The organism is Lachnoanaerobaculum umeaense, from assembly GCF_003589745.1.
GTDB classification, from domain to species: Bacteria; Bacillota; Clostridia; order Lachnospirales; family Lachnospiraceae; genus Lachnoanaerobaculum; species Lachnoanaerobaculum umeaense.
Window position 1 is genome coordinate 2,294,641 of sequence record NZ_CP032364.1, and the last position, 18,437, is coordinate 2,313,077.

The 18,437-nt window shown below is 36.0% G+C and carries 13 protein-coding genes and 2 tRNA genes; 4 read left to right on the forward strand and 11 right to left on the reverse strand.

Features of this window, described 5'->3' with window-relative positions:
• Nucleotides 1–245: 245 nt before the first annotated feature.
• The 4 genes from D4A81_RS10735 to adhE all read right to left on the reverse strand — a co-directional run bounded on the left by D4A81_RS10735 (nucleotide 246) and on the right by adhE (nucleotide 10,205).
• Entirely contained in the window at nucleotides 246–5,126 is a 4,881-nt protein-coding gene (locus D4A81_RS10735) for a hemoblobin-interacting domain-containing protein (protein ID WP_243111783.1), read from the reverse strand.
• A gap of 348 nt (nucleotides 5,127–5,474) precedes the next feature.
• A complete protein-coding gene (locus D4A81_RS10740) occupies nucleotides 5,475–6,641 on the reverse strand; it encodes a cation diffusion facilitator family transporter (protein ID WP_330405012.1) in 1,167 nt (388 codons plus the stop codon).
• 145 nt (nucleotides 6,642–6,786) lie between these two features.
• Entirely contained in the window at nucleotides 6,787–7,542 is a 756-nt protein-coding gene (locus D4A81_RS10745; RefSeq protein WP_111524045.1) for an aminoglycoside phosphotransferase family protein, read from the reverse strand.
• A gap of 62 nt (nucleotides 7,543–7,604) precedes the next feature.
• A complete protein-coding gene (gene adhE / locus D4A81_RS10750) occupies nucleotides 7,605–10,205 on the reverse strand; it encodes a bifunctional acetaldehyde-CoA/alcohol dehydrogenase (protein ID WP_111524044.1) in 2,601 nt (866 codons plus the stop codon).
• A gap of 162 nt (nucleotides 10,206–10,367) precedes the next feature.
• On the opposite strand from adhE, the gene D4A81_RS10755 reads away from it, so the two are divergent.
• Nucleotides 10,368–10,640, forward strand: a complete 273-nt coding sequence (locus D4A81_RS10755; RefSeq protein WP_111524043.1) for a type II toxin-antitoxin system prevent-host-death family antitoxin — start codon at nucleotides 10,368–10,370, stop codon at nucleotides 10,638–10,640.
• Entirely contained in the window at nucleotides 10,624–10,821 is a 198-nt protein-coding gene (locus tag D4A81_RS10760) for a hypothetical protein (protein WP_242977557.1), read from the forward strand. Before D4A81_RS10755 ends, D4A81_RS10760 begins: the two co-directional genes overlap by 17 nt.
• A 60-nt stretch (nucleotides 10,822–10,881) precedes the next feature.
• On the opposite strand, the gene D4A81_RS10765 is transcribed toward D4A81_RS10760, so the two are convergent.
• From D4A81_RS10765 to D4A81_RS10775, 3 genes are all read right to left on the reverse strand, one after another.
• A complete protein-coding gene (locus D4A81_RS10765) occupies nucleotides 10,882–11,913 on the reverse strand; it encodes a sugar kinase (protein ID WP_111524042.1) in 1,032 nt (343 codons plus the stop codon).
• A 24-nt stretch (nucleotides 11,914–11,937) separates the two neighbouring features.
• Nucleotides 11,938–12,588 carry a bifunctional 2-keto-4-hydroxyglutarate aldolase/2-keto-3-deoxy-6-phosphogluconate aldolase gene (locus D4A81_RS10770; RefSeq protein ID WP_111524041.1) on the reverse strand — a complete coding sequence of 217 codons (651 nt, stop codon included), beginning with the start codon at nucleotides 12,586–12,588 and terminating at the stop codon, nucleotides 11,938–11,940.
• Nucleotides 12,589–12,712: 124 nt separating this feature from the next.
• Complete coding sequence (locus D4A81_RS10775) at nucleotides 12,713–13,468, reverse strand: IclR family transcriptional regulator (RefSeq protein ID WP_111524040.1); 756 nt, start codon at nucleotides 13,466–13,468, stop codon at nucleotides 12,713–12,715.
• A 205-nt stretch (nucleotides 13,469–13,673) separates the two neighbouring features.
• On the opposite strand from D4A81_RS10775, the gene uxaC reads away from it, so the two are divergent.
• Complete coding sequence (uxaC, locus tag D4A81_RS10780; RefSeq protein ID WP_111524039.1) at nucleotides 13,674–15,083, forward strand: glucuronate isomerase; 1,410 nt, start codon at nucleotides 13,674–13,676, stop codon at nucleotides 15,081–15,083.
• 144 nt (nucleotides 15,084–15,227) lie between these two features.
• Here the strand turns inward: uxaC and D4A81_RS10785 are convergent.
• From D4A81_RS10785 to D4A81_RS10800, 4 genes are all read right to left on the reverse strand, one after another.
• A tRNA-Met gene (locus tag D4A81_RS10785) sits at nucleotides 15,228–15,301 on the reverse strand.
• A 30-nt stretch (nucleotides 15,302–15,331) separates the two neighbouring features.
• Nucleotides 15,332–15,404: transfer RNA gene (locus tag D4A81_RS10790), tRNA-Val, on the reverse strand.
• 102 nt (nucleotides 15,405–15,506) lie between these two features.
• Nucleotides 15,507–16,526, reverse strand: coding sequence for a glycosyltransferase family 2 protein (locus D4A81_RS10795; RefSeq protein WP_111524038.1), 1,020 nt, complete (start codon nucleotides 16,524–16,526; stop codon nucleotides 15,507–15,509).
• Entirely contained in the window at nucleotides 16,492–17,307 is an 816-nt protein-coding gene (locus D4A81_RS10800) for a CPBP family intramembrane glutamic endopeptidase (RefSeq protein ID WP_111524037.1), read from the reverse strand. Before D4A81_RS10800 ends, D4A81_RS10795 begins: the two co-directional genes overlap by 35 nt.
• A gap of 134 nt (nucleotides 17,308–17,441) precedes the next feature.
• Between D4A81_RS10800 and arcC the strand changes: the two genes are divergently transcribed.
• Nucleotides 17,442–18,374 (forward strand): carbamate kinase, encoded by a 933-nt coding sequence (arcC, locus tag D4A81_RS10805; RefSeq protein ID WP_111524036.1) that lies wholly within the window; start codon nucleotides 17,442–17,444, stop codon nucleotides 18,372–18,374.
• The last annotated feature ends 63 nt before the right edge of the window (nucleotides 18,375–18,437 follow it).

An 18,437-nucleotide genomic window follows, 5' to 3' on the forward strand; every position in this document is an offset into this window, starting at 1 on the left:
CTTTTGGCAAGTTACATTAGACATTTTCACATCTAAGCATCTATCAAAAGGGCGTAAAATGCCCTATAATAGTGCATCTTTCATCTTACAAAAATAAAGTCAAGATGTCAATACCAAACATATGTTTATTTCTTTTCGAAAAAAGTCTCCCCCTCTCTCTAAAAATACCCCCTTTTAAAGTGACAAGCGGCTTTCACTCATCTACTCTAAAAGGAGGCAAAATCAATCAAATGTAATATTTAATTTTATCGTATTACCGCATTTGAAGATGTAGCAGTTTCCACTGCACTTAAATCTCTTCTTGTTCTTCTGTTTCCTGAAGCGGATGCATTTTCAGCTATCTCTACATTAAATCTGATAGTTTCAAAGTTCTCAGAACTTATTGTCACTTCATTACTTGCCTGATTAAATCCGTCAAGTGAAAGGTCTATAAACTGAGTATATCCGTAAGTCATATTTGATGAAAGCTTATATGTAGTAGCATTTCTAAGATTATATCCTTTATTGTAAGTAACACCATTTACGGTGACTGTTGCCTTACCCGAACTTATAAGTTCTGTAAATCTCTTAAGCCCTACTCTATCCGTATCATCAAATGTTAGTCTTACAAAATTATCATAGCCCTTCTTAATCTCTGAACCTGTAATAGCCGGTGTAGCTATCTGTGAAGATGTAGTATAGACTAAATCATCCATACCCTCTCCCTTAAATACAAGTTTATCTGCAAATCCCTTTATCTTTCTTGATTTTATGTAGATTACATTATCGTTGTCTACTGCAAATAAATCTCTGCTAAGTATTGATATTCTACCTTCTTCAACCTTTACACCGTTTACTTCTACAGCATTAAGCTTCTCAATAAACTCAGCAATCTTTGCAGTATCACCCTTTAGTGTAACGGCATATACATCGGCATTATTATACTTTTTAAATTCAACCTTATCTACTTCCACAGCATTAACTGTAGGAACTACCGGTGCCGGTGCAACACTTTCCGCAATACTTCCGTCAGCATTCATTGTAAATGTAAGGTCCTTATATCCATCCGCCTTTACAACAAAATCAAACTTATTATCTGTAAAACTGCTTGCCTTTACAGATAACTGACTTATTTTACCGCCATAAGCTGAATCATTATGCGCCTTAAATTCTTTTGTATTTCCATACCCGAAACCGATAATACCCGCTTTAGAATAATCCTCACCATTTACACTGACACTTGTAACAGCTTTAAGATATTTCTCAAGGTCGGATTCATTCATGCCATCGAATTTCACTGTAAGCATATTGTAGAATATCGAATTCGACTTTTTGCCTGTCTTTGCCTTAGGTGCATCCTTGCCCTCTTCCACTACAGGTGGAGTCACAGGGGTTACGGGTGTCACAGGGGTTACCGGCGTTACAGGTGTGGTATTTGCTTTCTCTGCAATGTTTACTTTAATAGACTTTACAGCATAATTTCTGTCGCTTGACTGAAGGTATATAGTATACTCACCTGCATTTTTGAACAATCCTCCGCGAAGTGTAACTTTTCCGTCCGCAACAGTATAAACTGAATTTGAAGTATAACCGCCTGCAGATGCGGATATTACGTCTCTAAGTGTACCGTCAGGATTTTGAACCTTTACGCTACCAAGCTTACTAAGGAAATCGCCCTTCTTGGCATCATCGTCCTTAACAGCCTTTATAACTATTTCTGAATCCGTTTCATGCTTTTCACTCACATCACTAAGTTCCACTTCTTCAAAAGTATCTGTGATGGTAAGGTCAAGTTCTATCTTCTCAAAACCTATAGAATTAAGAGCAAGTTTATGTGTTCCTACAATAGGTGCAAGATATCTGTTGAATGCACTCTTATAAAGTGTAATACTCTTATAGTCTGCACTTACTTCATACTGCTTCAAATAATTATCACTTCTAAGAGCTGATGAACCGTCAAGCACAACCGAGTCAAGATTCTTTAAGAAATCCGCATTGTCTGTAGTTATTGTAAAGCTGTCCGCATTTGCCTGTATGAGACCTTCAAATGTAGGTGCCGCTTCTCCTACAAGATTACCGTAACGATAAATAGTACCAAGCTTACCGTTTTCAAGTACGTTCTTTACATTTCCGACAATATTTCTTGTAGTTGCATCCTCAGACTTGATATAGTCCTCAAATGTAAGAACCTTTCCTTCAAGTTTTGCATCCTTATATGCATCTACAAAGTTGTTAAGAAGATATAATTTACTCTTATCTTCTCCAACAATCGCCTCAGGTGACTGCTCAAGCCACCACTTCATTACTGCATCTGAATCCTTGCTTCTAAGACCGATCTCATTTAAAACCATTGCATTTACAAGCAAATCGTAGTCATACATAAGGTATGCATTTATCATTAAGCTTCCGCTTGCACCGGATGTAGCATCAGCCTTACCGCCTGTCTTACCTGTAGCACCTGATACAGAATCGGCCTTCTTTCCTGAGCTTGAAGAAGATGAAGAACTTCCTCCACCCACAAGAACCTTTGTAATTGTTGAAGACTCTCTGTTTCCTGCATGAGTTTTACTTACTGTAGGCGCTGATATCGCATCCACAGTCTTAGAATCATCACTAACAGGTGTTGTTACTACAGATGAACCGTCACTCTTTAATACTTCAAACTTCTTTGTAAGAGTCTTATACCCCTTTGTATAGATCGTAGCTGTATAAACTCCGGCTACATCTGTATACACCTTACCTGAAGTACTGTCTGTTCCTGTAATCTGTACAATATCCGATATATTATGCCATCCTGAAATTTTCGGCAATTCAATAACACTACCGTCAGGTTTTGTAAGTGTTACTCTGTACATTACCACACCTACATCATTTCCGAAGCTCTGATTGTTTTTCGGATCAACTATCTTAAATCTGATATTTTCTCCAATCTTCGGATTTGGTGTTGTGCTGTCACGCAGCACCTTAAAGTTTGTACTGCTTACCAATGATATAGGAAGGCTTATTCTTTCATTACCCTTTGTAGAGCCTATACTTACATAGTAATCTCCTCTGCTTCTTGCATTGTTTTGAGGAAGAGGAATATTTATAACTCCCACCTTACCATACTTTGTCTCTACAGACTTATTGTATATAAGATTTGAATTTATAATATTGTGTTCTTCGCTAAGAAGCTTAATATTGTTAAGTCCTTCAAACCACTTCTCCTGCTCCTCATTTTCAAGCTGAAGCTTTATCTTTATGCTACCTGTTCCCACATTATCTATCTCTGTTACAGGGATATAGTACTGTGAAGGAACTGCAGCTGCTGCTAAATCTACCTTCTTTGACTGTAATGTGAATGTAGTCTTTGAAGCATTCTTTCTTACTTTTCCAGCATTGTCATAGGTCTCAAGTAAATAGTCAAACTTTGTAATAGGACCGTTTGATAACACATACTTAGGTGCCTTTACATCGGTCTTTGTTATATTCTTTCTCTCCCCGCCTGCAAGTGTGATGTCCTGAGTATCATTATCAGACTTTTTTACAATCTGTAATGCTGAAGGATTTGATACACTTGAAAGCCATTTAACAACATGTCCCTCATCATCTACATTTGTCATATTTGAGGTAACATCTACCCCATCTACCAATACTCTATAATCGTCAATAGTTCCATATTTGAATGCAACTACCACATACTGACCAAAATCTGTATTAACATTTTTTGTGTAGCTTACATATGCAAATTTATCATTATCTGCTTCGGTAGTTCCATTATTTTCTGAGTTATTTGCAGCTGTTCCATTTTCTGCACTTCCTGTACTTGCGTTATTTGCACCCTCTCCGGTTGTGCTTCCTGTACTTGCGTTATTTGCACCCTCTCCGGTTGTGCTTCCTGTACTTGTGTTATTTGCACCCTCTCCGGTTGTGCTTCCTGTACTTGCGTTATTTACACCCTCTCCGGTTGTGCTTCCTGTACTTGCGTTATTTACACCCTCTCCGGTTGTGCTTCCTGTACTTGCGTTATTTGCACCCTCTCCGGTTGTGCTTCCTGTACTTGCGTTATTTGTACCCTCTCCGGTTGTGCTTCCTGTACTTGCGTTATTTGCACCCTCTCCGGTTGTGCTTCCTGTACTTGCGTTATTTACACCCTCTCCGGTTGTGCTTCCTGTACTTGCGTTATTTACACCCTCTCCGGCTGTGCTTCCTGTACTTGCGTTATTTACACCCTCTCCGGTTGTGCTTCCTGTACTTGCGTTATTTACACCCTCTCCGGTTGTGCTTCCTGTACTTGTGTTATTTACACCCTCTCCGGTTGTGCTTCCTGTACTTGCGTTATTTACACCCTCTCCGGCTGTGCTTCCTGTACTTGCGTTATTTACACCCTCTCCGGTTGTGCTTCCTGTACTTGCGTTATTTACACCCTCTCCGGCTGCGCTTCCTGTACTTGCGTTATTTACACCCTCTCCGGCTGTTGTATTACTTGCATTTTCTCCATTACTTGTGTTATTTGTACTCTGGTTTGAATTTGTTGTGGAATCGCCTTGTACATCTGCTGCATTGCTGCCATTACCACTTCTTGATCCTCTACCTCCTCTAGATGAACCACCGCCAGAACTGCCTCCTGAGCCACCTCTAGAGCTGCCGGAACCTTTCTTTGCTGCAGATTGACCTGCATCTGTCTTATTGCTTACTACTCCTGATAATGAAGTAAGACCCTTGCCCTGTGAAAATATGACCTTTCCGTCTTTTTCCCACTTACCATCTGAATTAACTCTGTAACCGTCAGGTGTTGTAGTATTTACAAGAAGTTTACCCTGATCAGTCCCACTTTGAGAGTTGAAGTAGTAGCAATATCCATCTATCCAGTTCCAACCTGTGAGCATTATACCCTCAGCAGCACCCTTGGCTGTATTTAGGAAATACCAGTTTCCTGCAGCATCCTGTTGCCATCCGGTTTTCATAATACCGGTGTTAGTATCAAGATAATACCAGCCACTTGGAGTCTGAATCCATCCCAAAACCTTGCTGCCATTATCATTTATATAATTCCATCCACTCTGCGTGTTCTGCCATGAGCCCGCAAAAGCAGGTGTTATCTGTGCTGTAGCCATCAAAATACTTAATGCTCCAACACCAACGTTAAAAAATAGCTTTCTTTTCATAAATCTCCTATTACTACATACATTTTAGTTAGTGGCCGCTAACACTAAAACCAAATAAAGAGGAATGTTGCACTACAATAAAGCATTAGTTTCAAAATATATTTCTATATATTAAACAAATACTCTTGCAAAAACACTTCCCTTTGCATTTAGGTTTTATTATATTACATCAGTTAGTAATTACTAACGCGTTTTTAGTATACTAAAATTTTTTTTATTTTCAATGTTTTTTTATGTTTTTTTTATGTTTTTGAAGTACACAAGTATGAACATTGCGTAAAATCATATTGTATAAAACTGTAAATAGTGTCTAATTTATTTTAGAAAGCTTTCATTATATAAAAATTATTATTCTCCTGAGAATTCTGTATCTATATTTACATGTATATTATATTGTGGAAATTCTTCTTTCAAAATTCTATTCACATTCTCCATAACAGTCTCAGATTTGATATCAAAATCTCTCGTAATATCACAATATATTGTCTTATCTTTATCATCAATAACTATGCCATGATAGTTTATTATATGTCTCTCTCTTTCCTTATAATTTTTCAATAATGATTTTATCTTTACATATCTATCATCATCCACATCCACAGAATAAAATCCGAAAACAAGAAATACATTATACTTATTGTAAATCTTTGTCTGAGCCTCATGTAAAATTGGGTACATCTCACCAATGCTTCTATCGTCCTCTATTTCAACATTTATAGAACCTGTATAAAAGTCAGGTCCGTAATCATTTAATATAAGGTCAAAGCAATTTATAACACCTTCCGTATTTCTTGCTATCTCCTTTATACCTCTTACTATCTCACCGTCTACTCTCTCGCCTAATATTTTCTTTATAGTATCTGATAATACTTCATAGGCAGTCTTTAAAATAAATATGGAAATAATAACACCTGCAATACCGTCTATAGAAATCTTTACAAACGTATATATCAATGCAGAAATCAGAGTAACTACAGATATTATGGCATCATTTTTTGCATCTGCACCTGAGGCAATTAATGCACCTGAATTATATTTTTTACCACTATTTTCTGCAAATGTACCCAAAATAATTTTAGCAACAATTGTGGCAATAATTATTATTGCTGTTACAATGCTTGTACTCATCTCTTCTTTATTGAAAATAGCTTTGGCAGAACTTATCAATGACTGAAATCCGGTAATAAATACTATTCCTCCTATCAAAAGACTTGTCAGGTACTCTGTCCTTCCATGTCCGAAAGGATGCTGTTTATCAGGTGCTTTACCTGCAAGCTTTGTTCCTATTATGGTAATAAGTGATGAGGAGGAGTCTGTAATATTGTTTAAAGCATCACTTACAAGAGCAATTGATCCTGACAATATTCCAAGTACTGCTTTCAATCCTCCCAGTAAGAGATTTGTCACTATGCCTATTATTGACACCGCTACTATTCTTTTTCTTCTTTCATTTGCATCCATTCTAAAATTAGATGAATTTATATCTTCGTTCATTTTACTTTGATGTTTATACATCTTCTCCTTTCTGTATTTAGTAGCACATTATATATTAAAAAGAGATTGTGTGCAATTATAGAATTGCATACAATCTCTTTTCATATTGAATTTGTAACATCTTGCCATTAAAGCAAGATGGGGTTTGTATTAAATTTTATTTTATCTACACATAGTCTACGACATCAATGTATTGCATTAAAAGCTCTTTTTCTTCCTCAATATGCTTTGATAATCTCTGTGCAGCAACTATTGAGAGCCATCTTTGCACATACTGCTTTGCAGTGTCAGACTTTTCACAGTAAATATCTATATACATATCAGCAAGCTCTTTGTCTGTAAGCGCAAAGAGAAGATAGGTATTAGCTGCATCACCGGCAGCATTGCCCTGAGTAGTATGAGACCAGTCAATTATTGATATCTCACCATCATCTCCTATCAGTACATTGCTTGGATTGAAATCTCCATGGCATATCTTTGTATGTTTTTTCATTCCGTCCAGCCTTGTTAAAAGTTCATACCTGATAGTCGCATTCAGCTCTTTTAATTCATTTATTTGTCTGCTAAATTTTAAATTCATTCTGTTAAGTAATGGTGATGATTTCGAATGTATATCAAGCTGTATATCAACAAACATCTCCATATATTTTCTTGTATTTTCCTTATCGGACTCCATAATCTCTTTTAAAGTCTTTCCTTTTTTCTTTAACATTATGATAGCCCAGCCGCCATCCATCTCCTCTACAGCAAGTACCTTTGGAACATTTAGTCCTGTTTCCTCTATTCTTGCCTGATTAAGTGCCTCATTAAATACATCAGATTTAGGATGTTCGTTACTGAATGCCTTTATTATACAGTCATCTGTTTCATATACCTTTTTATGTTTTCTCTCTAAAATAAGTTTTTTATTTGTCAAATCCATACTTTATTAGATGTATAATACATCAATCTCCTTTCTAAATTAAGTCTTCACTATTTTTAATATTATCTACCATAATAAGCATCCAGATACAGTTCTTTTATCTCACTTATCAATGGATATCTTGGATTTGCCGGAGTACATTGATCATTAAATGCCTGCTCACTCATCTCGTCCAATGTGTCTAAGAAGTATTTTTCCTCTACACCATAAAGTGCTATAGTCTCTTTTACTCCGATGAACTTCTTTAATTCCTCTATTTTATTTATAAAGTTTTCAAATATCTCATCATCATTTTTTCCTGTTACTCCACAGTATTTAGCAGCCTCTACATATCTTTCTTTTGCCTTAGGATACTCATACTGTGGGAATGTTCCCATCTTTGTAGGTACATCTACTGCATTATATCTCATTACTCTTGTAAGTATAATCGCATTTGCAAGACCATGTGCTATATGGTGGAATGCACCAAGCTTATGTGCCATTGAATGGTTTATACCAAGGAATGCATTTGCAAAAGCCATACCTGCAAGGCATGAAGCATCCGCCATCTTCTCTCTTGCAATAGGATCCGCACTTCCGTTCTCATATGCTGAAGGTAAGTAGTCAAATACCAGCTTCATTGCTCTTAGCGCAAGTCCGTCTGTATAATCTGTAGCCATTATTGATACATATGCCTCAAGAGCATGTGTAAGTACATCAATTCCTGATGCGGCTGTAAGTCCCTTAGGCTGATCCATCATATTGTCAACATCAACTATAGCCATGTTTGGAAGAATTTCATAGTCTGCTATAGGCCACTTTATTCCTGTATCTGCATCTGTAATAATAGCAAATGGAGTAACTTCACTACCTGTACCTGATGATGTAGGAACTGCAACAAAGTATGCCTTCTCACCCATCTTAGGGAATTTATATACTCTCTTTCTGATGTCCATAAAGTCCATTGCCATGTCTTCAAAGTTAACTTCAGGATGCTCATACATAACCCACATTATCTTTGCGGCGTCCATAGCTGAACCTCCACCAAGTGCAATTATCACATCCGGCTCAAATGATGTCATTGCCTTTACACCCTCTCTTGCACATTGAAGTGTAGGATCCGGTGTTACATCATAAAAGCATGCATGTCTTATACCCATCTCATCAAGCTTCTTTGTAATAACCTCTGTATATCCATTCTTATAAAGGAATGTATCTGTTACTATAAATGCTCTCTTCTTATGCATTACACTTCCAAGCTCATCAAGTGCTACAGGCAGGCATCCTCTCTTAAAGTATACCTTTTCAGGAGTTCTAAGCCATAACATATTCTCTCTCCTTTGTGCTACAGTTTTTATGTTAACAAGATGCTTTACACCTACATTCTCTGAAACCGAGTTCCCTCCCCATGAACCGCAACCTAAAGTAAGTGAAGGTGCAAGTTTGAAGTTGTACAAATCACCTATACCGCCATGAGCTGCAGGAGTATTTACAAGTATTCTGCAAGTCTTCATTGCACTTTCATGAATAGCAAGCTTTTCTTTTTGATTTACATCTATATAAATAGCTGATGTATGTCCATAACCTCCGTCTGCAACAAGTCTTTCCGCCTTAGCTATAGCTTCATCAAAAGTTTTTGCCTTATACATTGCAAGTACAGGTGAAAGTTTTTCATGAGCAAACTCCTCACTTATATCAACAGACTCAACCTCTCCTATCAATATCTTTGTGTTTTCAGGTACTTTAACTCCTGCCATTTCTGCAATCTTAAATGCAGACTGCCCAACTATCTTTGCATTTAATGAGCCGCCTACAATAATAGTCTTTCTTACTTTATCTATTTCATCTTTCTTTAAGAAATAGCAACCTCTGCATGCAAACTCCTTTTTCACTTCACTATATACACTCTCCATTACGGTAACTGACTGCTCTGAAGCACATATCATTCCATTGTCAAATGTCTTTGAATGAATTATTGAGTTTACTGCCATCTTTATATCTGCTGTTTCATCAATAATAACCGGTGTATTTCCCGCACCTACACCTATGGCCGGTTTTCCTGATGAATAAGCTGACTTAACCATTCCCGGACCGCCTGTAGCAAGAATTATATCTGCCTCATGCATTACTTCATTTGTCAGTTCAAGTGAAGGTACATCTATCCAGCCGATTATACCCTTTGGTGCACCGGCTTCCACCGCCTTTTCCAACATTAATTTAGCAGTATAGTTTGTGCAATCTTTTGCCTTTGGATGTGGACTTATTATAATGGCATTTCTTGTCTTAAGTGCCAAAAGTATTTTAAATATAGCTGTAGACGTAGGATTTGTTGTTGGAATCACTGCAGCTATAACACCTATAGGCTCTGCTATTTTCTTTATTCCAAATATTTTATCTTCTTCAATTACTCCACATGTTTTAGTATCCTTGTATGCATTGTAAATATACTCCGCTGCATAATGATTCTTGATAACCTTATCCTCTAAAACTCCCATTCCGGTCTCTTCCACCGCCATTTTTGCAAGCTCAAATCTTGCCTTATTTACAGCCATAGCTACCTCATAGAATATTTTATCCACCTGCTCCTGAGAATATGTCGCAAATTCTCTCTGCGCTTCTCTAAGCTCTTTCATCTTAACACTTAATTTGTCTATATCATCTACAATAAAATTCTTATCTGCCATATTTCCTCCGACATAATAAAATGAATATTTTGTTATTTTTTTAACATAGTTAGATAATACTATATTGTTATTTTTTTGTCAATATAATATTTCAAATTTTATTCTTTTAATCATTGAGTTTCTAAAGAAATAATATTATAATTTCTTTAGAAAGGAGGTTTTATGCCGATAATTAAATCAAGTACAGACTTACGTAACAGCTACAATGATATATCCACATTTTGTCATAACACAAATGAGCCTATATTTATTACCAAAAACGGTCGAGGTGACTTAGCCGTTATGAGCATTGACTTATATAATAAATTAACAAGTAAATATGAACTATACAAGCTTTTGGAACAAAGCGAAGATGACTTTTCAAACGGTCATACATTAAGTTTTGAGGAGTCAATGAAACATCTACGAGAGGAATTAAATGATGGAATATTATAAACTTATTGTTTCAGAAAATTATCACCGTGATATAAAAAATATATTACATTACATTTCTCACAGCCTTGGGTTATCATCTACAGCATTAGAACCTCTTGATGAGGTAGAAGACTCTTTATCTTCATTATCAGCTTTACCATACCGTTTTAATCTGTCAGATGATGCCTATTTAAATAGCTAAAAAAACAGAGCCGGCATTTGCCGACTCCTTTTTATATTGGAAAACACATATAAACTTTGATTATCTCTGCACTCTACCGGAACCGTCTCCGCCTGCAAGGCTCTCAACATCTTCTCTTGTTACGAGGTTAAAATCTCCCGGTATTGTATGCTTAAGTGCTGAAGCCGCTACAGCAAATTCAAGCGACGACTTAAAGTCTTTCTTATCACAAAGTCCGCAGATAACACCTGCGGCAAATGAATCACCGCCACCTACTCTGTCAACAATCGGAGTTACATGGTATTTCTTTGAGCAATAGAACTCTCTTGTACTTCCATCCATAATACATGCTGACCAATCATTGTTTGAAGCTGAGAAGCTCTCACGAAGTGAGCTTATCACATACTTAAATTTAAACTGATCACACATCTGATTGAATATATCCACATATCCGTTAAGCTCAAGCTCTCCTGCTGTAACATCTGTATTACCCGGTTTAAATCCAAGAACCTTCTCAGCATCCTCTTCATTACCGATACATACATCCACATACTGCATAAGATTTGTCATTATTCTTTTTGCTTTCTCTGATGACCAGAGTTTCTTTCTGAAGTTAAGGTCTACAGATACTCTAACTCCTGCCTTCTTGGCAGCCTTAAGAGCAGCTTCTGTAAGCTCTGCGGCAGAATCTGAAACTGCCGGCGTAATACCTGTAAAATGGAACCAATCTGCATCTTTGAAGATCTCATCAAAATCAAACTCATCAACCTTAGCTGTAGAAATAGAAGAGTGAGCTCTGTCATATACTACATTTGAAGCTCTCATAGCTGAACCTGTTTCAAGGAAATAAATACCAACTCTCTCACCGCTTCTTGATATATGCTTTGTTCCTACATTATACTTACGAAGTGTTGCGATAGCCGCATCACCTATAGGATTCTTTGGTAATGCACTTACAAAATCTGCTTCATGACCATAATTTGCAAGTGAAACGGCAACATTTGCCTCACCACCACCATAGTTGATATCAAACTCATCTGCCTGAATAAACTTCTCATTATTGGGAGTTGATAATCTAAGCATTATCTCTCCCATTGTAACTATCTTTGCCATATTTTCTCCATTCAAAATAAAATATTATTTTCTAGCTAAAGCCACTGCCTCTACAAACTCTCTTGCTTTAGCTGTTACTGCTTCAAAATCACCTGTAGCTGCACCCTTTGTAAGAGATGAGCCTGTACCTACAGCACATGCTCCGGCCTTTAGCCACTTATCTACATTGTCAACATCCACACCACCACTAGGCATGAAATCACCCTGTGGAAGAGGTCCCTTAAATGAGCTGATCGCACCCGGTCCCACTACATTTCCCGGAAATACCTTTATGATATCGCATCCTGCTTCAAGAGCTGTGATAGCCTCTGTAGGTGACATAACACCCGGTAGCATAGGTACTCTGTACCTGTTGCATAGCTTGATTGTCTCTACATTAAGTCCCGGACTTACCACATAATTTGCACCTGCCAAAATTACCGCTCTGGCTGTTTCAGGATCAAGTACTGTACCCGCACCTATAACCACCTTGTCATTATTTCTATATTTCTCTGACATAAGCTGTATAAATTCTACAGGATTTCCCTCGTCCATAGTCATAGTGATCTCAATGAAGTTGATACCACCTGTAATGATAGCATCTATAACCTTCTCACCCTGCTCCTTGTTCTTTGCACGAACAACAGCTACCAAACACTCTTCTTTCATTCTTGTAAGAACCTGCTCTTTTCTCATTTCAACCTCCAAAATAGTGAAACCATATGCTATATTCAAAAATAGCAAAATATATTATATTCGTATATACGAATAGCAATTCACATTTGCGACATCTTGATTGTAATTAACTTTTCTATCATTGTCAAGGCATAAATCCTAAAGATTTTGATATTTCCAATGCTCTCTTTTTCAAAATATCTCCAAGTGCCATATAATCCTCATCCTTTCTATAAAGACTTGATGCTGAAATAGCACCTATACATTCCCTTTTCTCATCAAATATCGGCACTCCCACACATTCCATATGTTCTTCAAGCTCTCTCTCATCCAATGCAAATCCCCTTGACTTTACCACTTCAATATTTTTAATAAATATATCCCTATCTGTAATAGTAAACCTTGTTACCGGCTTAAAGTCTATATCTGCTGTCAATACTCTTATTTTTTCTTCACTCATAGTGCTTAGTATCGCCTTGCCAAGTGAGGTATTATACACCGGATTTTTTGTACCTATTGTTGCTGTTGTTATTATAGGGTTTTCCGGCTCAAATTTTGATATATATACTATCTTATTGCCCTCAAGTACTCCAAAAAAACAAGTTTTTTGAAGTTCCTTTGAGAGTTCCTTCAGTGCAGGAGATATAATTTCTGATATATTTCTATTATTTGTGTAGCTCATACCTATCCTATAGGCATTTAAACCTATTTTATAGCTCCTTTTTACTCCTATATTTACCTCAAGCATTCCCATATGCACTAATGTAACCAATATATCATAGCAACTGGTTCTTGGTATGGACAATCTCTCACAGATTTCATCCATTTCCAAACCTTCATTTGATTTTGATATAAGTTCAAGTATTTGAATACTTCTTTCTGTAGTACGATTTATTTTCATTAAATATTACTCCCTGCATAAGATTACAAAATCATGGAAATGCTATATCCATAATCTATAACCACTTTAGCACTTCTACACACTTATGTACAGGAATATATTGTTCAAGATATAATGATTTTAATACTATAAAAACTCTTATAAATATGTTATATAATAGCTGTAATGATAATTTTTATACAGCCATTTGGCTAAGGAGGTTAACATGAAGAATTTTATGGATCAGGATTTCCTGCTTGATACAGAAACAGCAAAACATCTCTATCACGATTACGCAGAAAAGATGCCGATAGTAGACTATCACTGTCATATAAATCCACAGGAAATATATGAAGATAAAAAATTTGATAATATAACTCAAGTATGGCTTGGAGGGGATCACTATAAATGGCGTCAGATAAGGTCAAATGGTGTAGATGAAAATCTTATAACCGGAAATGCACCTGACAGAGAAAAATTTAATGCCTGGGCAGCTACTATGCCTAAACTTATAGGAAACCCTCTGTATCACTGGTCACATTTAGAGCTAAAAAAATATTTTGACTTCCATGGTCATCTATGTACAGATAGTGCAGATGAAGTTTGGAATCTTACAAAGGAAAAACTTTCCACTGACAGCATGAGTGTAAGAAATATAATTAGAAACTCAAATGTAAAGGTTATTTGTACCACTGATGATCCAATAGACTCTCTTGAATGGCATATAAAGCTTAAAGAGACCAAAGATCTTGGTTTTAGTGTACTTCCTGCTTGGAGACCTGACAGAGCTACAAATATTGAAAAAGATGATTTTATAGAGTATATCTCAAAACTATCAGAAACAAGCGGTATAGCTATCAAGGATTTCTCAACTTTAAAGGACGCTTTAGTAAATCGGCTTGAATTCTTTGATAATAATGGCTGTTCAGTATCAGACCATGGTGTTGATTATGTATTCTATGCACCTGCTGACATTGATACTATTGATACTATCCTAAAGAAAAGACTTTCCAAAGAAAAACTGAGCCTTACAGAGCAACATCAATATAAGACTGCATTATTACTCGCTCTTGGTAGAGAATATCACCGACTAAACTGGGTAATGCAGCTTCATTTTGGCTGTAAGAGAAATAATAACACAGCAATGTTTAACAAAGTTGGAGCTGATACAGGCTTTGATGCTATTAGTGGATATGCTCCGGCAGATCAGCTAGCCGACTTTTTAAATGCTCTAAATATAAGTAATGAACTTCCAAAAACCATACTATATTCATTGAATCCAAATGATGATGCCGCTATAGGAACAATTATAGGTTGCTTCCAAGATTCAACCATTGCCGGTAAAATTCAACAAGGCTCCGCATGGTGGTTCAATGATCATTATGAGGGCATGAGAGCTCAAATGAAATCTTTAGCTGCACTTGGCTGCCTAGGTAATTTTAATGGTATGCTTACAGATTCACGCTCTTTCCTATCTTATACAAGACATGAGTATTTTAGACGAATACTTTGTCAACTTATAGGCGAGTGGGTTGAAAGCGGACAATATCCAAATGATGAAAAGGCTCTAAAAGAACTTGTGGAGAATATCTCATATTATAATACGGTCAAATACTTCGGATTTGATATAAAATAAATTTAAATATCTCAGGGTTGTCGCTTTGAGAAAATAATACGCAAAATATAGTAGCCAAAATGCTCTATACGGAAGTATTTGTCTTTAATGCGACAGCCCCCATTTTTCACACAAAAAAGTCTGACCTAAGTCAGACTAAAATAGTAGCGATGGGGAGATTCGAACTCTCGACACTACGGGTATGAACCGTATGCTCTAGCCAACTGAGCTACATCGCCATATATCATTATCATGCTTTACATGAAAAATGGGACCTACAGGGCTCGAACCTGTGACCCTCTGCTTGTAAGGCAGATGCTCTCCCAGCTGAGCTAAGATCCCGTTGCGTTCAACGCTATGTAAGTATATAAAATAATATCACCATTGTCAAGCATTATTTTTATTTTTTATAAAAAAAGAGCCGACAATTCGGCTCTCTTTAAATTAATTGAATCCGTAAAGCTTATTTGCTATTTTATAACCGGCTACGGCAATACTTCTGCCCACTTTTCCGGGTAGGTTGATGACCTGACCCAAAGTACCATACCTTATTCTCTTATATAATCTTGCATTGTGATCCTTTAAATAGTCCCACAATTCTTTCTTCTTTTGCATATTTTCTTCACTCTTTGATCTGATTGCAAGTATTGAAGATATTATCATCATTATCTCAAGATAGCTTATAAGATATTTTCTAAGCTTCTTATTAGGCACATCATATGGATCAAAGAAGTTTAGCATAAGTTTAGTTACCCTTATCTGTTGATCTATCCTACCAATCATTATTTGCTCATTTACAGACTGATCCTCTCTTCCAATATAGTATCTATAAAGATTCACATCCATATAGTACATATTCTTCACAGACTTTAAAGGCTGATACACAAAAATATTATCAACATAGAATGTGTGCTTAGGTAAATCAAGTTCACTTTCTATAAGAAGCTCTCTTCTATATATTACAGAATGCATTATAATATATTGACCTGTCTTTAAAGGCTTTATATCATCCCACTCAAACTTCTGATTTACCGGGAGATTTCTCTTATATGTCATCACCTTTTTCTTCTTTACTCCAACCTTGTCATAGACAAAGTTACAAAGTAACATATCGATATTTTCTTTGTCTCTGGCAAACTCCTTCAATTTGTTAAGAACCTCCAAGAATGATTTTTCATCCAAATAATCATCTGAGTCAACCACCTTAAAAAACTCACCGGTTGCGGCTCTGAGTCCAAACATTACCGCATCACCATGACCACCATTCTCCTTATGTATTGCCTTACAAATAGTAGGATATTTTTTCTCATATTCATCTGCTATCTCTGCTGTATTATCCTTAGTAGAACCGTCATTTACTATCAAAATCTCAACATCTTCCTTGCCGACAAGCAAAGAATCAATACATTTTCTCATATAAGCTGCTGAATTAAAGCATGGAACTGCTATACTTAAAATCTTCATTCTCAACCTTCCTCTTTATAAAATATATTGTGCCTAATATTGCACATATTATACTGATTACTATAAGAATCAGCAATAACCAAATATTATTTTCATTTTCTGCAAGTTTACCATAAATTATTACAAATAGATTCGCACCAATATGTATCAATATCGGTATAAAAATACTCTTTGTTTTATTATATACATATGCCAGAAAAAATCCCAAAATAGTGGCATAAATACCTTGAACAATATTGCCATGAAATATTCCAAATGCTAAAGCCGATATAATCATTGCCGATACAAAATTATATTGAAATTTAATTCTGTTAAATACAAGACCTCTAAATACAAATTCTTCCACTATCGGTATTATTATTCCTGCACAAATTATTGTAACCATCAATGCCGGACTTGTAATAGACTCACTGACCTCTACAAAATCACTGTCATAGCTTGCCAGATTTGTTAGAGAAATAATAATATTCAGTATTATCGCAATACCGGCTCCTCCTATAATAGCCATTATATAATCTAAAATATTAATATTTCCTCTTTTTTTAACTCTACCTTTCTTACAATCCAGGTAGAAAAATAAAATCAGAAAGACAAAGGAAAATACCGCACATACAGTAGTGAATACCAAGACATTTTCCCTAATAAATTCTACCAACATGTCAGGTTCTAAACCAAATATAGCACCCATAAAACCAATTACCAGCCCAAATATAAGTTGTATAACCGTATAAATAAGTATCGGATACAGAGCTATCCAAAATGTATAAAAAAATTTCTTCATTGCTCTAGTATATCTTATATCCGCTGATAATCCAATAGTAAAAATACTTTTACCATCTATGGTTTATATTCAATTCAAAATATGATATTATAAAAACAGGCAAATCGTGCTTATTTCTTGTAAAGTGAGGTCCTATGAAGAAAAGAATCGTTATCTCCCTTGGCCACAAAGACCTGGGTACAAATTTACCTGAACAAAAAAAAGCTATCTCGAAAACTGCCAAACTTATAGCAGATTTGATAGAGGATGGCTATCAAATAGCTTTAACACATTCTAACGCTCCACAAGTAGGTATGATACACACTGCTATGAATGAATTCGGTAAGCAACATAATGGATATACTAATGCACCTATGAGTGTATGCTCCGCTATGAGCCAGGGATATATCGGATATGATTTACAAAATGGCATAAGATCTGAATTATTAAAAAGAGGAATTTTAAAATCAGTTTCCACTATTCTTACTCAGGTAAGAGTTGACCCTTATGATGAGGCATTTTATACTCCAACAAAAAAAGTAGGAAGATTTATGAGTGCAGCTGAGGCACAAATCGAAGATGAAAAAGGTAATTTTACAGTAGAGGTAGATGGTAAGGGTTACCAAAGAATTTTTGCTTCGCCAAAACCAAAAGAAATTATAGAAATAGATGCCATAAGAGCATTGCTTGATGCAGATCAAATAGTTATTGCATGTGGCGGAGGCGGTATACCTGTAATGGCTCAGGGCTATAATCTCAGAGGTGCCAGTGCAGTTATAGAAAAAGATTTGGTTGGCGGACTTTTAGCTAAAGAAGTGAATGCAGATATTTTTATTATACTTACTGCTGTAGATGCAGTATCAATAAAATTTAACAAGCCAAATGAAGAGACAATTTTGCAAATGAATATAGATAATGCAAGAAAATATATTGATGCAAATGAATTTGAATTCGCAAGTATGTTACCAAAAGTTGAAGCAAGTATTGACTTTGTTCTATCCGGTGAAAACAAAAAATCCTATATCACTTCTCTTGAAAAATGTGAAGATGCTCTAAGAGGAGTGGCAGGAACTGTGATAACAAAATAAACTTTCTTTCATAAATATCGGGGAGTTGTGACTCATTTGAATCACAACTCCCCAACTTAATAT

Coding starts and splice junctions, on each gene's coding strand:
- uxaC (WP_111524039.1), top strand. CDS start 13,674: ATGAAGAATTTTATGGATCAGGATTTCCTGCTTGATACAGAAACAGCA.
- D4A81_RS10745 (WP_111524045.1), bottom strand. CDS start 7,542: ATGGATTTGACAAATAAAAAACTTATTTTAGAGAGAAAACATAAAAAG.
- D4A81_RS10735 (WP_243111783.1), bottom strand. CDS start 5,126: ATGAAAAGAAAGCTATTTTTTAACGTTGGTGTTGGAGCATTAAGTATT.
- arcC (WP_111524036.1), top strand. CDS start 17,442: ATGAAGAAAAGAATCGTTATCTCCCTTGGCCACAAAGACCTGGGTACA.
- D4A81_RS10760 (WP_242977557.1), top strand. CDS start 10,624: ATGATGGAATATTATAAACTTATTGTTTCAGAAAATTATCACCGTGAT.
- D4A81_RS10755 (WP_111524043.1), top strand. CDS start 10,368: ATGCCGATAATTAAATCAAGTACAGACTTACGTAACAGCTACAATGAT.
- D4A81_RS10775 (WP_111524040.1), bottom strand. CDS start 13,468: ATGAAAATAAATCGTACTACAGAAAGAAGTATTCAAATACTTGAACTT.
- D4A81_RS10795 (WP_111524038.1), bottom strand. CDS start 16,526: ATGAAGATTTTAAGTATAGCAGTTCCATGCTTTAATTCAGCAGCTTAT.
- D4A81_RS10770 (WP_111524041.1), bottom strand. CDS start 12,588: ATGAGAAAAGAGCAGGTTCTTACAAGAATGAAAGAAGAGTGTTTGGTA.
- D4A81_RS10800 (WP_111524037.1), bottom strand. CDS start 17,307: ATGAAGAAATTTTTTTATACATTTTGGATAGCTCTGTATCCGATACTT.
- adhE (WP_111524044.1), bottom strand. CDS start 10,205: ATGGCAGATAAGAATTTTATTGTAGATGATATAGACAAATTAAGTGTT.
- D4A81_RS10740 (WP_330405012.1), bottom strand. CDS start 6,641: ATGTATAAACATCAAAGTAAAATGAACGAAGATATAAATTCATCTAAT.
- D4A81_RS10765 (WP_111524042.1), bottom strand. CDS start 11,913: ATGGCAAAGATAGTTACAATGGGAGAGATAATGCTTAGATTATCAACT.